This window comes from Streptomyces mayteni, from assembly GCF_054783955.1.
Window position 1 is genome coordinate 1 of sequence record NZ_BAAGPR010000099.1, and the last position, 12,646, is coordinate 12,646.

14 protein-coding genes and 1 pseudogene are annotated in these 12,646 nt (G+C 74.0%); 4 read left to right on the forward strand and 11 right to left on the reverse strand.

Annotation, left to right across the window (positions count from 1 at the left end; all coding sequences use genetic code 11):
* From ACYVPE_RS31070 to rimP, 4 genes are all read right to left on the reverse strand, one after another.
* Positions 1 to 512 (reverse strand): translation initiation factor IF-2 N-terminal domain-containing protein (locus ACYVPE_RS31070; protein ID WP_461037100.1); only part of this gene is annotated, 512 nt, incomplete at its 3' end.
* 149 nt (positions 513 to 661) lie between these two features.
* A complete protein-coding gene (locus ACYVPE_RS31075; RefSeq protein ID WP_461037101.1) occupies positions 662 to 958 on the reverse strand; it encodes a YlxR family protein in 297 nt (98 codons plus the stop codon).
* 132 nt (positions 959 to 1,090) lie between these two features.
* Positions 1,091 to 2,083 carry a transcription termination factor NusA gene (nusA, locus tag ACYVPE_RS31080; RefSeq protein ID WP_461037102.1) on the reverse strand — a complete coding sequence of 331 codons (993 nt, stop codon included), beginning with the start codon at positions 2,081 to 2,083 and terminating at the stop codon, positions 1,091 to 1,093.
* A gap of 13 nt (positions 2,084 to 2,096) precedes the next feature.
* Positions 2,097 to 2,615, reverse strand: coding sequence for a ribosome maturation factor RimP (gene rimP, locus ACYVPE_RS31085; RefSeq protein WP_461037103.1), 519 nt, complete (start codon positions 2,613 to 2,615; stop codon positions 2,097 to 2,099).
* Between the two features lie 275 nt (positions 2,616 to 2,890).
* Between rimP and ACYVPE_RS31090 the strand changes: the two genes are divergently transcribed.
* The 3 genes from ACYVPE_RS31090 to ACYVPE_RS31100 are packed head-to-tail and all read left to right on the forward strand — an operon-like array spanning position 2,891 to position 4,775.
* Positions 2,891 to 3,385: a hypothetical protein gene (locus tag ACYVPE_RS31090; RefSeq protein ID WP_461037104.1), complete on the forward strand. Its 495-nt coding sequence runs from the start codon at positions 2,891 to 2,893 to the stop codon at positions 3,383 to 3,385.
* 11 nt (positions 3,386 to 3,396) lie between these two features.
* On the forward strand, positions 3,397 to 3,864 hold the full coding sequence (locus tag ACYVPE_RS31095; protein WP_461037105.1) for a ferritin-like domain-containing protein: 468 nt from the start codon (positions 3,397 to 3,399) through the stop codon (positions 3,862 to 3,864).
* Between the two features lie 2 nt (positions 3,865 to 3,866).
* The gene (locus tag ACYVPE_RS31100) at positions 3,867 to 4,775 is read left to right on the forward strand and encodes an aminoglycoside phosphotransferase family protein (protein WP_461037106.1); all 909 of its coding nucleotides are present in this window, start codon (positions 3,867 to 3,869) and stop codon (positions 4,773 to 4,775) included.
* Between the two features lie 27 nt (positions 4,776 to 4,802).
* Here ACYVPE_RS31100 and ACYVPE_RS31105 read toward each other — a convergent pair whose 3' ends face one another.
* The 7 genes and pseudogenes from ACYVPE_RS31105 to ACYVPE_RS31135 all read right to left on the reverse strand — a co-directional run.
* Positions 4,803 to 5,372, reverse strand: a complete 570-nt coding sequence (locus ACYVPE_RS31105; RefSeq protein WP_461037107.1) for a GNAT family N-acetyltransferase — start codon at positions 5,370 to 5,372, stop codon at positions 4,803 to 4,805.
* A gap of 95 nt (positions 5,373 to 5,467) precedes the next feature.
* Complete coding sequence (locus ACYVPE_RS31110; RefSeq protein ID WP_461037108.1) at positions 5,468 to 6,358, reverse strand: GNAT family N-acetyltransferase; 891 nt, start codon at positions 6,356 to 6,358, stop codon at positions 5,468 to 5,470.
* A gap of 58 nt (positions 6,359 to 6,416) precedes the next feature.
* On the reverse strand, positions 6,417 to 7,571 hold the full coding sequence (ispG, locus tag ACYVPE_RS31115) for a flavodoxin-dependent (E)-4-hydroxy-3-methylbut-2-enyl-diphosphate synthase (RefSeq protein WP_461037109.1): 1,155 nt from the start codon (positions 7,569 to 7,571) through the stop codon (positions 6,417 to 6,419).
* A gap of 71 nt (positions 7,572 to 7,642) precedes the next feature.
* The gene (locus ACYVPE_RS31120) at positions 7,643 to 8,947 is read right to left on the reverse strand and encodes a M50 family metallopeptidase (protein WP_461037110.1); all 1,305 of its coding nucleotides are present in this window, start codon (positions 8,945 to 8,947) and stop codon (positions 7,643 to 7,645) included.
* Entirely contained in the window at positions 8,944 to 10,218 is a 1,275-nt protein-coding gene (dxr, locus tag ACYVPE_RS31125; protein ID WP_461037111.1) for a 1-deoxy-D-xylulose-5-phosphate reductoisomerase, read from the reverse strand. Before dxr ends, ACYVPE_RS31120 begins: the two co-directional genes overlap by 4 nt.
* 78 nt (positions 10,219 to 10,296) lie before the next feature.
* Entirely contained in the window at positions 10,297 to 10,704 is a 408-nt protein-coding gene (locus tag ACYVPE_RS31130; RefSeq protein WP_461037123.1) for a pyridoxamine 5'-phosphate oxidase family protein, read from the reverse strand.
* A gap of 57 nt (positions 10,705 to 10,761) precedes the next feature.
* Positions 10,762 to 11,592, reverse strand: a pseudogene (locus ACYVPE_RS31135) (NAD(P)H-binding protein); the annotation flags it as partial.
* Positions 11,593 to 11,674: 82 nt separating this feature from the next.
* Between ACYVPE_RS31135 and ACYVPE_RS31140 the strand changes: the two are divergent.
* Positions 11,675 to 12,628, forward strand: coding sequence for an AraC family transcriptional regulator (locus tag ACYVPE_RS31140; protein WP_461037112.1), 954 nt, complete (start codon positions 11,675 to 11,677; stop codon positions 12,626 to 12,628).
* Positions 12,629 to 12,646: the final 18 nt, after the last annotated feature.

The window sequence follows — 12,646 nt, forward strand, 5'->3', positions numbered from 1 at the left end:
GGCGCGCCGGCGCCCGGACGGGCACCGGGGCGCGGGCCCGACTGGCCACCGGGGCGCTGGTCGGCCTGGCGCTGCTGCTGGGGCTGCTGAGCCTGCTGCGGCTGCGGGGCCTGCGGGGCCTGCTGCGGCGCGGCCGCCTGCTCGCCACCGCCGGTCGGCTGGGTGAACTCGGGGGCCGCGGGGGCCGGCTTGGCACCGGGCTTGGGGCCCGGGGACGGCCGGGGGCCGCCGGCGGCCGGCTTGGGCGGTACGGGGCCCGGCCGCGGCGCGGGGCCGGGACGGGGGCCCACGGCGCCCGGCTTGGGGGCACCCGGCCTGGGTGCGCCGGGCCGCGGGGGCTTGCGGTTGTTGCCGCCGCCGCTGAACGCGTCGGTCAGCTTGCGTACTACGGGCGCCTCGATCGTCGAGGACGCCGAACGGACGAATTCACCAAGCTCTTGGAGCTTGGCCATGACGACCTTGCTCTCGACTCCAAGCTCCTTGGCGAGCTCGTATACCCGGACCTTAGCCACTTCGCTCCTTCTACGGTCCGGGGTCGGTCGTCCGCCGGACCTTCGCTACTTCACGGGCGTACTCATCGCGTACTCATCGAGTGCTCATCGCAATCTCGACCTACTTCCGACTCGCGAGGTACTGCCACGTGGACCACCCACGCGGCTTCTTACTGTTCCTGCACTTCCGACGAAGCGGTCCGGCCGATCCACCGTCGCAGCTGCCCGGTGTCGAGCGGTCCCTGGGCCCGGAAGGCCCGGGGGAACGCGCGACGGCGGACCGCCAGCTCGAGACAGCTCGTCGTGGGATGCACATACGCACCCCGACCGGGCAGCGTACCGCGAAGATCGGGGACACAGCGATCCCCATTCCTCACCACACGCAGCAGGCCGTTACGGGCCGAGCGCTTTCGACATCCGACACAGGTACGTTCCGGGCAGGCTCTCGCCCGCGTCCGGCCAGACACTCGAATTCTACCTCCCCGCGCGACCGGCCCGGTGCCCGGGCCCGGCCCTGGTCTCCCAACACCGGCTCCGGCCGACGGTATTCCCCTCCCCGCTCCCCGGCCCCCTCCACCGGGGGCCGGGGAACAGGCGGCTCACTCGGGCTCGGCGGCCTGTTCGGTGTCCGGCCTGATGTCGATCCGCCAGCCGGTCAGCCGGGCGGCGAGACGGGCGTTCTGGCCCTCCTTGCCGATGGCCAGCGACAGCTGGTAGTCCGGCACGGTCACCCGCGCCGAGCGCGCCGCCTCGTCCACCACGTCGACCCGGGTGACCCGGGCCGGCGAGAGGGCGTTGGCGACCAGCTGGGCCGGGTCGTCCGACCAGTCGACGATGTCGATCTTCTCGCCGTGCAACTCCGCCATCACGCTCCGCACCCGGCCGCCCATCGGGCCGATACAGGCGCCCTTGGCGTTGAGCCCGGAACGCAGCGAGCGGACCGCGATCTTGGTGCGGTGCCCGGCCTCGCGGGCGATGGCGGCGATCTCCACGGTGCCGTCGGCGATCTCGGGCACCTCGAGCTCGAAGAGCTTCTTCACCAGGTTGGGATGGGTACGGGAGAGGGTGACCGAGGGGCCGCGGGCGCCCTTGACCACCCGCACCACGTACGAGCGGAGCCGCGCGCCGTGCGGGTAGTCCTCGCCCGGCACCTGCTCCTGCGGCGGCAGGATGGCCTCCAGCTTGCCGATGTCCACCAGCACGCTCTTCGGATCCCGGCCCTGCTGCACCACGCCGGCCACCACGTCGCCCTCGCGGCCGGCGTACTCGCCGAAGGTGATGTCCTCCTCGGCGTCGCGCAGCCGCTGTAGGATCACCTGCTTGGCAGTGGTGGCGGCGATCCGGCCGAACCCCTGCGGGGTGTCGTCGAACTCCCGGGGCTCGGCGTCCTCGCCGGCCTCGTCAGGCTCCTCCTTCGCCCACACCGTGACGTGGCCCGACTTGCGGTCGAGCACCACCCTGGCCCGGCGGCTGCTGCCGTCGGTGCGGTGGTAGGCGATCAGGAGGGCCGACTCGATCGCCTCCACCAGCAGGTCGAAGGAGATCTCCTTCTCCCGGACGAGCCCCCGCAGGGCACTCATGTCGATGTCCACGACTACGCCTCCTTCAGCCTTCGGTGCTCTCGTCGCCGGCGACAGCTCGTTCGCGCTCTTTGCGACTGAACTCGACCTCCACCCGTGCCCGCGCGACCTCCGCGAACTCCATCCGGCGCGCCGTGGCCCTGCGGCCCTTCTCCCCCGGCACCTCCAGGTCGAGACCGGCCTCGTCCACCGCGACGATCCGGGCGACCAGCTCGGCGCCCTCGTGCGGCTGGACCCGGATGAGCCGGCCGACGGAGCGCCGGTAGTGGCGGGGTTCGGTGAGCGGGCGCTCGGCGCCCGGCGAGGTCACCTCGAGCACGTAGGGAGCGGCGCCCATCACGTCGGACGCGTCGAGCACGGCCGAGACCTCGTGGCTCAGCTCGGCGCAGGCGTCGAGGCCGACGCCTTCGTCGGTGTCCACCGCCACCCGGAGCACCCGCCGACGACCCGCCGGGGTGATCCTGACCTCTTCGAGGTCCATCCCCCGCTCGGCGGCCAGCGGCTCAAGCAGCTCCCGCAGCCTGTCGATCTGGGTGGTGCTCATCCGGGTGACTCCTCGGCCGCGTGTGCTGTTGTCGGTGGACGCGTCTCGCCAGTGCGTCTCGGGCACTCTCGCGCAACAGCCTATCCCGTGCGGCACGGTACGCCGACCGACTTCCGCCCCAGGACCTGGCACGCCGGGGGGCGGGGTGGCACCGGGATCCGCGACCCGCGCGGGTACGCTCACCGGGCGGTGATCTTTCTATCGCCTCAGCGTATCCACTCAGCCCAGTCACACTTTCGACCCACTCCATCGACGACGGGAAGTGCGGGGAAGCCATGCCCTCTCGCCCGCCCAGAAGGGCCGTGCTGTTCGGCGGCCTGATGGTTGGCTCCGCCGGCTCGCTGGCGGGATGCACGTCCTCGGAAGGAAGCGGATCCGGATCGGCGGGCCGGGCGGTCTCCGCCACCACGGTCCGGGGGCTGCGCCGCCGGGCCGCCAGGGACAGCGAGGACCTGCTGGCCCGCTACGACGCCACCGCGGCCGCCCATCCGGCGCTCGCCGGCACGCTCGGGCCGTTCCGCGACGCCGTCACGGCGCATCTGGCGGCGCTCAACGAGGGGGACGAGACGCCGCCGGGGCCTTCGGGCGGACCGCCCGAGGTGCCCACCGACCAGAGCCGGGCGCTCAGCGCGCTCGCCGACGCCGAGCGCGAGGTCGCGGACGCCAGGCAGCGCGCGGTGTCCGAGGCGTCCCCGGAGCTCGCCCGGCTGCTGGCCTCGCTGGCCGCCGCCGGCTCAGCCCAGGCGTACCTCCTCCACGAGGCCAGGTGACAGGACCCGCCATGAGCCAGATCACGAGCCGCCGCACGGACGACGGCGCGCCGGAACTCGACGCCACCCAGGCCGCGTTGGCGGCCGAGCACGCCGCCGTCTACGGCTACGGGGTGGTGGGCGCCCTGATCGCGGACGACCGCTCCCGGGAGGCCGACGAGGCGTACGCGGCACACCGCGCGCGGCGCGACGCGCTGCACCGGACGGTGCGCGACCTCGGCGGCACCCCGGTGGCCTCGGCCGCCGGCTACGCGCTGCCCTTCGAGGTGCCGGACGGCGAGGCCGCGGTGCGGCTGGCCGCCGAACTGGAGTCCAGGCTGGCCGGCGCCTACGTCGGCCTGGTGGGCGCCACCGAGGGCGACGCGCGCCGTGAGGCGGCGGCCGCGCTCCGCGAGGTCGCGGTGCGCGCCGCCCGCTGGAGCGGTTCCGGCACGCCGTTCCCCGGGCTGACCGAGGACGAGTCGGAGGGAAGTCGTTGACGATGGAGCTGGCACCGCCGGCCCGGCTGACCGAGGCCGGGCGGGCCGAGGCCGCCGACTGGCTGGCCGAGCTGCCCGAGCTGGTGGCCGCGACGCTCGACCGCTGGGAGCTGACGCCCGAGCGGGTGGCCGCGCCTGGCGGGCGCGCCAGCATGACGGTGCTGGTGCGGCGCGCGAACGGCGGCCGGGCCGCGCTGAAGATATGCGCGCCGTGGCATCCCGCCGCGCGGGAGGAGGCGGCGCTGCGCCGCTGGGACGGCCTGGGCGCGGTCCTGGCGCTGCGCTGCGACCCGGCGGCCGGCGCGCTGCTGCTCGAGCGGCTGCGCGGCGAGACGTCGCTGCGGTCGCTGCCCGAGGCGAAGGCGATGCTGGAGGCGGTCTCGGTGGTGCGCCGGCTGTGGGTCGAGCCGGGCGCGGCCCCGGGCGGCGCGCACCCGTTCCCCACGGTCGAGGAGTGGACGGCGGGGCGGGCGGCGCTGCTGCGGGCGGGCGAGCTGGCGGCGGCGGAGGCCGAGCCGCTGGTGGCCGAGGCGCTGGCGCTGCGCGAGGCGCTGCTGGCCGACGAGCCGGAACGGCTGCTGCTGCACGGCGACTTCCGGCAGGGCGCGGTGCTCGCCTCGGACGCCGAGCGGGCGCCGTGGCTGGCGGTCGGCCCCGAACCGCTGGTGGGCGAGCGCGCCTACGACCTGGCTAGGCTGGTGCGGGACCGGCTGCACGACCTGATGGCCTCGCCGGGCGCCGCCGCGATCACCCGCCGGCGGCTCGGCAGGCTGGCCGACTCGGTGGAGCTGCCGGCCGAGCGGCTGCGGGGCTGGGCGCTGTTCCGCGCGGTGGAGTCCGCGGGTCGCGCCTGGTCGGCGGGGCGCCGCACCGAGGCGGAGGCGCTGCTGGAGTTCGCGACCTGGCTGTGAGCGGTCGTGAGCGGTCGTGAGTGGTCGCTAGTCGCGGCGGAGCGGCAGGTGGGCGCCCATCACGGCGTAGGGGCAGGGCGCGGAGGGGAACAGCACCCGGCGGGCGAGATCGTGGTAGCCGAGCTTGCGGTAGAGCCCCCTGGCCGGGCTCTCGGTGTCCACGGCGGAGAGGATCGACCGGGGCTCGGTTGCCGTGTCGGTCAGCATGGTGATCAGCCGGCGGCCTATGCCGTGCCGCTGGTAGCCGGGCAGCACGTGCAGTTCGGTGATGGTGAACGAGTCGGTGAGCCACCCCTCGTTGCCGACCCGCCGCAGGTAGGGCTCGACCACGGTGGACCACCACTGCGCCCGGTCGTTGGGCATTCCGTAGACGAAACCGACGAGCCGCCCGCCGCGGGTGGTGGCGCCCAGGGCTCGGGCGCCGGGGCTGGCCAGGTGGCGCTGGACGATGTGGCGGCGGACCGCCACCTCCTCGTCGCTGAGGCCGAACGCCTGCGCCTGCACGGCCAACGCCTCGTCCACCCGGGCCGCCAGGTCGATCGGTGCCACGGTGATGTCCCAGGCGTCGGGGGCCGCCTCCCCGGCAGATGGTGTCATGCGGGGAGGCTAACGCGCTGACCGGCCGAAGTCGCGCCCGGTGCCCGGAATGGCGGTGGAGAAGGCCGGATGCGGCGGTCCCGGGCCGGGCCTGGTCAGAACAGCACGCTCATCAGGGCCCCGGCCTCGGCGAAGCCGAGCCGCCGGTAGACGGCCAGCGCCGGGGCGTTGAAGTCGTTCACGTAGAGGCTGACGACGGGCGCCACCTCGGCCAGCGCGTGCCGCAGCACGGCGGCGAGGCCGGCGGTGGCCAGGCCGCGGCCGCGGTGCTCGGGGGCGGTCCAGACGCCCTGGAGCTGGCAGGTGTGCGGGGTGACGGCGCCGATCTCGGCCTTGAAGACCACCCGGCCGTCCTCGACCCGGCCGAAGCAGCGGCCGGTGCCGACCGACTCGGCGACCCGGGACTGGTAGGCGAGGCCGCCGTCGGGCGCCTCCAGGGGGGAGACGCCGACCTCCTCGGTGAACATGGCGATGGCGGCCGGCAGCACCAGGTCCATCTCGTCCTTGCGCATCCGCCGCACCAGCGGGTCGGGGGTGACGCCCGCGGCCTGCTCGGTGGCCATCAGGGGCTGCCGGCTGCGCACCTCCCTGGCGGGGCCCCAGTAGGGCTCCAGATGCGACCAGAGCCTGGCGGTCGGCGCGAGCGGGCCGACGATGGAGGAGCAGCGCCGGCCCTGGCGCAGCGCCCGGTCGGCGAAGGCGCGGACGGCGGCCGGGCCGGCGGCCACGGGTACCAGGTTGGCGCCCGCGTAGCAGAGCGAGACCAGCCGGCCCCTGCGGTAGTAGCCCCACATCTCGCCGCCCAGCTGGGGCGGTTCGAGGCCGGAGTCGAGCACCCGGGCGGTGACGAAGGCGTTCGCCACCGGTTCCTGGTCGAGCACGGCGAGCGCGCCGCTGAGATCCGCGGGTTCCAGGACCCGGGTGGTGGACGTGGTCAGCACGGGGGACGGCGCCTTGGGTTCGAGGGACGTGAGCGGTGCTGGCATGCTACCGGCGCCCGCGCCCTTCACCCCCGTGCGGTGACCGCGGGGTGGTGTGGGTGGCTCAGCTGACGGAGACCTCGGGCTGCCCTGAGGCGATGCCGTCCTTCTCCATCTGCTCGGCGATCTTCATCGCCTCGTCGATCAGGGTCTCCACGATCTTCGACTCCGGCACGGTCTTGACGACCTCGCCCTTCACGAAGATCTGGCCCTTGCCGTTGCCGGAGGCGACGCCGAGGTCGGCCTCCCTGGCCTCGCCGGGGCCGTTGACGACGCAGCCCATGACGGCCACCCGCAGCGGGACCTCCATGCCGTCGAGCCCGGCGGTCACCTCGTCGGCCAGCTTGTAGACGTCGACCTGGGCGCGGCCGCAGGACGGGCAGGAGACGATCTCAAGACGCCGCTGGCGGAGGTTGAGGGACTCCAGGATCTGGATGCCGACCTTGACCTCCTCGGCCGGCGGCGCGGAGAGGGAGACCCGGATGGTGTCGCCGATGCCCTCGGCGAGCAGCGCGCCGAAGGCCACGGCCGACTTGATGGTGCCCTGGAACGCCGGCCCGGCCTCGGTGACGCCGAGGTGCAGCGGGTACTCGCACTGGGCGGCGAGCTGCCGGTAGGCGTTGACCATGACGACCGGGTCGTTGTGCTTGACCGAGATCTTGATGTCGCGGAAGCCGTGCTCCTCGAAGAGCGAGCACTCCCACAGCGCGGACTCGACGAGCGCCTCGGGGGTGGCCTTGCCGTACTTGGCGAGCAGCCGCTTGTCGAGGGAGCCCGCGTTGACGCCGATCCGGATCGGGGTGCCGGCGTCGCTCGCGGCCTTGGCGATCTCCTTGACCTGGTCGTCGAACTTCTTGATGTTGCCCGGGTTCACGCGGACGGCGGCGCAGCCGGCGTCGATGGCGGCGAACACGTACTTGGGCTGGAAGTGGATGTCCGCGATGACCGGGATCTGGGACTTGCGGGCGATCACCGGCAGTGCGTCCGCGTCGTCCTGGGTGGGGACGGCGACCCGCACGATCTGGCAGCCGGAGGCGGTCAGCTCCGCGATCTGCTGCAGGGTGGCGCCGATGTCCGAGGTGCGCGTGGTCGTCATCGACTGGACGGAGACCGGCGCGTCACCTCCCACGGCGACGGATCCGACCTGGATCTGACGGCTGGCCCGGCGCTCGGCCAGCCGGGTCGGAACGGACGGAATGCCCAGCGAGATGGCTGTCATGGCTTCGTGCAACCCCACGGTACGGACGGGTGGGCTCGGGGCCCGGGCTCAGGGCTTGAGCCTACGGCACCTCACCCGGTCAGCCGCACGGGGTTGATGATATCGGCGGCCAACACCAGGAGCGTGAAGCAGATGAACACTCCGGCTACCACGTAGGCGACGGGCATCAGCTTGGCGACGTCGAACGGGCCGGGGTCGGGGCGCCTGGTCACCTTGGCGAAGGCGCGCCGGCCCGACTCCCAGAGGGCGCCGGCCATGTGGCCGCCGTCCAGCGGGAGCAGCGGCAGCATGTTGAACAGGAAGAGCGACAGGTTGAAGCCGGCGATCAGGAAGAGCGCGGTGGCGACCTGCTGGCTGGCCGGGATGTCGAGGGTGAAGATGTCGCCGCCGACGCGGGCCGCGCCGACCACGCCCATCGGGGAGTCGGGCTCGCGCTCGCCGCCGCCGAAGGCCGCGTCCCACAGGCCGGGGATCTTGGACGGGATGTCGATCATCGCCTCGACGCCGGTGGCCATCATGTCACCCATCCGGTCGACGGCCTGGCCGAAGTCCTGCTGGACGATGCCGCTGGCCGGCGAGAAGCCGAGGAAGCCGGCGGTGACGAACTCGCCCTCGACGTAGCCGCCGCTGCCGTCGGTCTTGGCGACCTGGTTCTCGATGAGGTCGGCGGTGAGCTCCATGCTCCGGCCGTCGCGGTCGACGGTGATGGTGGCGGGCCCCGTGGTGTCGCGGATGCGCTGCTGGAGGGTGCCCCAGTCGTCGACCGGCTCGCCGTCGAACGCGGTGATCACGTCTCCCGCGCGCAGCCCGGCCGCCGCGGCCGGCGCCGGGGTGTCGGTCGCCCGGCAGTCGCGGGGCTCCTCGCTCTGCTCGATCACGCACTCGGAGACGGTGGCGACGGCGGTGGTCTGGGTGTTGACGCCGAAGCCCATCAGCACGCCGAGGAAGATGCCGACCGCCAGGATCAGGTTCATCGCGGGCCCGGCGAACATCACCAGGAAGCGCTGCCAGGGCTTGCGGGTGTAGAGCAGGCGCTTCTCGTCGCCCGGCTGCAGCTCCTCGAAGGCGGCGGCCCTGGCGTCCTCGATCATGCCGCGGAACGGCGAGGTGGAGCGCTGGCGGACCTTGCCGTCGTCGCCAGGCGGGAACATGCCGATCATCCGGATGTAGCCGCCGAAGGGGATGGCCTTGATCCCGAACTCGGTCTCCTTGCCGTGCCGCGACCAGATCGTCGGGCCGAAGCCCACCATGAACTGCGGCACCCGGACGCCGAACTTCCGGGCCAGCGAGTAGTGGCCGAACTCGTGCCAGGCGATGGAGAACAACAGCCCGAGGACGAAAACGAGTATCCCCAGGATGAACATCAGCGCGGTCATGCCGTGGTCGCCTCCGTCGTCGTCCGACCGGCGGTCCCGGCCAGCTCGCGGGCGCGGGCGCGCGCCCTGGTCTCCGCATCGAGGACGTCCGGCAGGGTCAGGGAAGTTCCGGAACCTGCCGAACCCAGCTCCTCGACCACCTGAGCGACCGTGTCCACGATCCCGGTGAACGGCAGCCGGCCGGCGAGGAAGGCGTCGACGCACTCCTCGTTGGCCGCGTTGAACACCGCGGGCGCGGTACCGCCGAGGCTACCCACCCGGCAGGCGAGCGGCACCGAGGGGAAGGCATCGGTGTCCAGGGGCAGGAACTCCCAGGTGTGCGCCCGCGTCCAGTCGACGGGCGCGGACGCCCCCGGCACGCGCTCCGGCCAGCCGAGGCCCAGCGCGATGGGCATGCGCATGTCCGGCGGGCTGGCCTGGGCGAGCGTGGAGCCGTCGACGAACTCCACCATGGAGTGGATGTACGACTGGGGGTGGACGACGACCTCGATGCGGTCGAACGGGATCCCGTAGAGCAGGTGCGCCTCGATGACCTCGAGCCCCTTGTTGACCAGCGTCGCCGAGTTGATGGTGATCACCGGGCCCATCGCCCAGGTGGGGTGCGCCAGCGCGTCCGCCGGCGTGACGCCCGCCAGCTCGCTCCGCTTCCGCCCGCGGAACGGCCCGCCGCTGGCCGTGACCACCAGCTTCGCCACCTCGGCCCGGGTGCCGCCGAGCAGCGCCTGGAAGAGTGCCGAGTGCTCCGAGTCCACCGGCACGATCTGCCCGGGCTTCGCCAGCCCGGTGACCAGCGGGCCGCCGACGATCAGCGACTCCTTGTTGGCCAGCGCCAGCACGTGACCGGCCTCCAGCGCCGCCAGCGTCGGGGCCAGACCGATGGACCCGGTGATGCCGTTGAGCACCGTGTGGCAGGGGCCGGCCGCCAGCACGGTGGCCGCGTCGGGACCGGCCAGGACCTCCGGCAGCGCCGCGCCCGCGCCGTAGCGCTCGCGCAGCGCCTCGCGCAGGGCGCCCGCGCTCTCCTCACGCGCCACGCCCACGGCGCGCACGCCTAGCCGGTGCGCCTGTTCGGCGAGCAGCGCGACGTTCCCGCCGCCGGCGGAGAGCGCCGTGACCCGGAACCGCTCCGGATTGCGGAGCACCACGTCGACGGCCTGGGTGCCGATGGACCCGGTCGATCCGAGCACCACCACCTCCCGCGGCCCGTCGGGCGGTGGCTGCGTCGCGTAGCGGAGGTGCGGGTCGGCCAAACAGACGGAGGTCTCGGTCATCCCCCCATTGTCCCCATCCCCTTCGGCCGCTCCCGCCGTCCCCCCGGGAACCGGGTCACGCCGTCGCGCGCGGCGTGGTCAGTGGGTGTAGCGGCGCACCGCCTCCGGGTGGATGACGAGTCGCACCTGGTCCGTGGCCAGGATGCCGGCGAGGTCGTCGGCGTGGGCCGGGTCGTCGAGGTCCCAGTAGCGGGCGGCCAGGCGGGCGGCCAGTTCGTGTGCCCCTTCGGGTTCCACCGTGACGCGGCCGGCGATGGAGAGCCAGCGCTCGCGTTCACCGACCGGGGCGGCGACGACGAGTGAGGCGCGGGGGTCGCGGCGCAGCCGCCGCGCCTTGGGCGAGTCCGGGGCGGTGAACAGCTGGATCGTGCCCTCGGCGGTGGCCTCGAACCACACCGGCCTGGGCTGGGGCGGGAGTGGCCCGCCGGCCACGGAGAGGAAGCCGTGCAGGGGGCGGCGGAGGAACGCCAGGTCCTCGGCGGTCAGCGAACCGGCGGCGGTGGCGGCGGCGGTGGCAGTGGCGGTGGCGGGCGAACGCCGTGGCCAGGCTCCCGCGGCGGCGGCCCTGGCGGCGTACTCCTCGAAGGTCCTGCCCGGCCGGCCGAGCAGGGTGGCGAGGTCGTCGGTGGTCGCGGCGATCAGGCCGCGTTCCATCAGCGCGAACATCTCGGCGAGGTGGTGGGCGTCGTCCTCGCCCAGGCCCTCCGCGACCAGCCTCGCGACGTACTCGGCTGGCGGGACGCGCCGGTAGGCGATCGGCCGGCCGGCCGCCCGGGAGATCAGCTCGACGGCCTCGCCGAAGGTGAGCGCGCGCGGCCCGGTCAGTTCGTAGGTCCGGCCGGCGTGCCGGCCACCGGGCTCGGTCAGCACCGCGACCGCGGCGTCCGCGACGTCGTCCACGTCGATGAACGGCTCGGGAACCGCGCCGGCCGGGAGCGCCAACTCCCCCGCGAGGAGCGGGGCGTGGAAGAGGTCCTCGTCGAAGTTCTGCGCGAAGTTCGACGGCCGCAGGACGGTCCACTCGAGCGCCGAGCCGCGCACCGCGTCCTCGGCCGACCGCATGTCGAGACCGAAGGTGGAGTCGCCCCAGGTGTCGGCGCCGCGGCCGGAGAGCAGGACAAGACGCCGGACTCCGGCGGCCTCGGCCCGCGCCACGAACTCGTGCACCGGGCCGGGCACCGGCGGGGCCACCACGTAGGCGACGGTCGCGCCCCGCAGCGCCGCGTCCCAGCCGTTCGGGTCCGCCCAGTCGAACCTGGTGCGGCTCGACCGGGAGGCGGCGCGCACCGGCGTGCCGCGCAGCCGCAACCGGGCGGCGATCCGCCGCCCCGTCTTGCCCGTCGCGCCGAGAACGAGAGTGGTGTCGTTGGTCATGAGACCGATTGAACCCGGCCGGCTCGGACGATCCCATAGGCGAGAAGCCGGATCACCTGTCCGTTCGTCTAACCTCGCCGACATGGACGTGTTCAGTGACCTGATCCGCGGGGTGCGGTCCCACGGCTCGTTGTTCGGCAGCTCGACCCTGTCCCCGCCCTGGGCGCTGCACTTCGTGGACGGCGCCCCGCTGACCCTGTGCACCGTGCTGGCCGGGGCGGGCTGGATCGTGCCCGAGCACGGCCCGCCCGAGCCGCTCCGTGCCCGCGAGACGATCGTGGTGCGCGGCCCCGCGACGTTCACCTTCGTCGACGAGGTCGGCACCCGGGCCGAGCCGGTCGCCTGCGGCGAGCACTGCGCGACGCCTGAGCAGGGCGGGACCAGGCACCGGCTCGGCTGGCACGACGGCGAGGCGGACGAAGGCCGCGGGGCGACGACGCTGATCGTCGGCGCCTATCCGGTGCGCGGCGAGATCAGCCGCCGGCTGCTCGACGCGCTGCCCGGCGTGCTGCGGGCGGACGCCGGGGGCACGGGCGACGCCGTGCTCGACCAGCTGGCCGCCGAGGTCGCCGTCGACGCGCCAGGCCAGCAGGTGGTGCTCGACCGGCTGCTCGACTGGATGCTGGTCTGCACGCTGCGCGAGTGGTTCGACCGGCCGGGCGGCGGGGCCCCGGCCTGGTGGGCGGCCCAGCGTGACCCGGTGGTGGGCGACGCGCTGCGGCTGCTGCACGCCGAGCCGGCGGCGCCCTGGACGGTCGGCTCGCTGGCCGGGCGCATCGGGGTGTCGCGTTCGACGCTGGCCAGGCGGTTCGCCGAGCTGGTCGGCGAACCGCCGCTGACCTATCTCACCCGCTGGCGCATGACGCTCGCCGCCGACCTGCTGGTGGAGCGGGAGGCCGCGACCGTCGCGGACGTCGCCCGCTCCGTGGGGTACGCCGACGCGTTCGGGTTCAGCGCGGCGTTCAAGCGGGTGCGGGGCACCAACCCGAGCGAGTTCCGGCGCGCCGCGACCACCGGCGCGGCCGTGGCCGGGTGACCGGGAGCGGCGCGGTCG

Coding starts and splice junctions, on each gene's coding strand:
- rimP (WP_461037103.1), bottom strand. CDS start 2,615: ATGAGCACCACCCAGATCGACAGGCTGCGGGAGCTGCTTGAGCCGCTG.
- ACYVPE_RS31090 (WP_461037104.1), top strand. CDS start 2,891: ATGCCCTCTCGCCCGCCCAGAAGGGCCGTGCTGTTCGGCGGCCTGATG.
- ACYVPE_RS31095 (WP_461037105.1), top strand. CDS start 3,397: ATGAGCCAGATCACGAGCCGCCGCACGGACGACGGCGCGCCGGAACTC.
- ACYVPE_RS31100 (WP_461037106.1), top strand. CDS start 3,867: ATGGAGCTGGCACCGCCGGCCCGGCTGACCGAGGCCGGGCGGGCCGAG.
- ACYVPE_RS31105 (WP_461037107.1), bottom strand. CDS start 5,372: ATGACACCATCTGCCGGGGAGGCGGCCCCCGACGCCTGGGACATCACC.
- ACYVPE_RS31110 (WP_461037108.1), bottom strand. CDS start 6,358: ATGCCAGCACCGCTCACGTCCCTCGAACCCAAGGCGCCGTCCCCCGTG.
- ispG (WP_461037109.1), bottom strand. CDS start 7,571: ATGACAGCCATCTCGCTGGGCATTCCGTCCGTTCCGACCCGGCTGGCC.
- ACYVPE_RS31120 (WP_461037110.1), bottom strand. CDS start 8,947: ATGACCGCGCTGATGTTCATCCTGGGGATACTCGTTTTCGTCCTCGGG.
- dxr (WP_461037111.1), bottom strand. CDS start 10,218: ATGACCGAGACCTCCGTCTGTTTGGCCGACCCGCACCTCCGCTACGCG.
- ACYVPE_RS31140 (WP_461037112.1), top strand. CDS start 11,675: ATGGACGTGTTCAGTGACCTGATCCGCGGGGTGCGGTCCCACGGCTCG.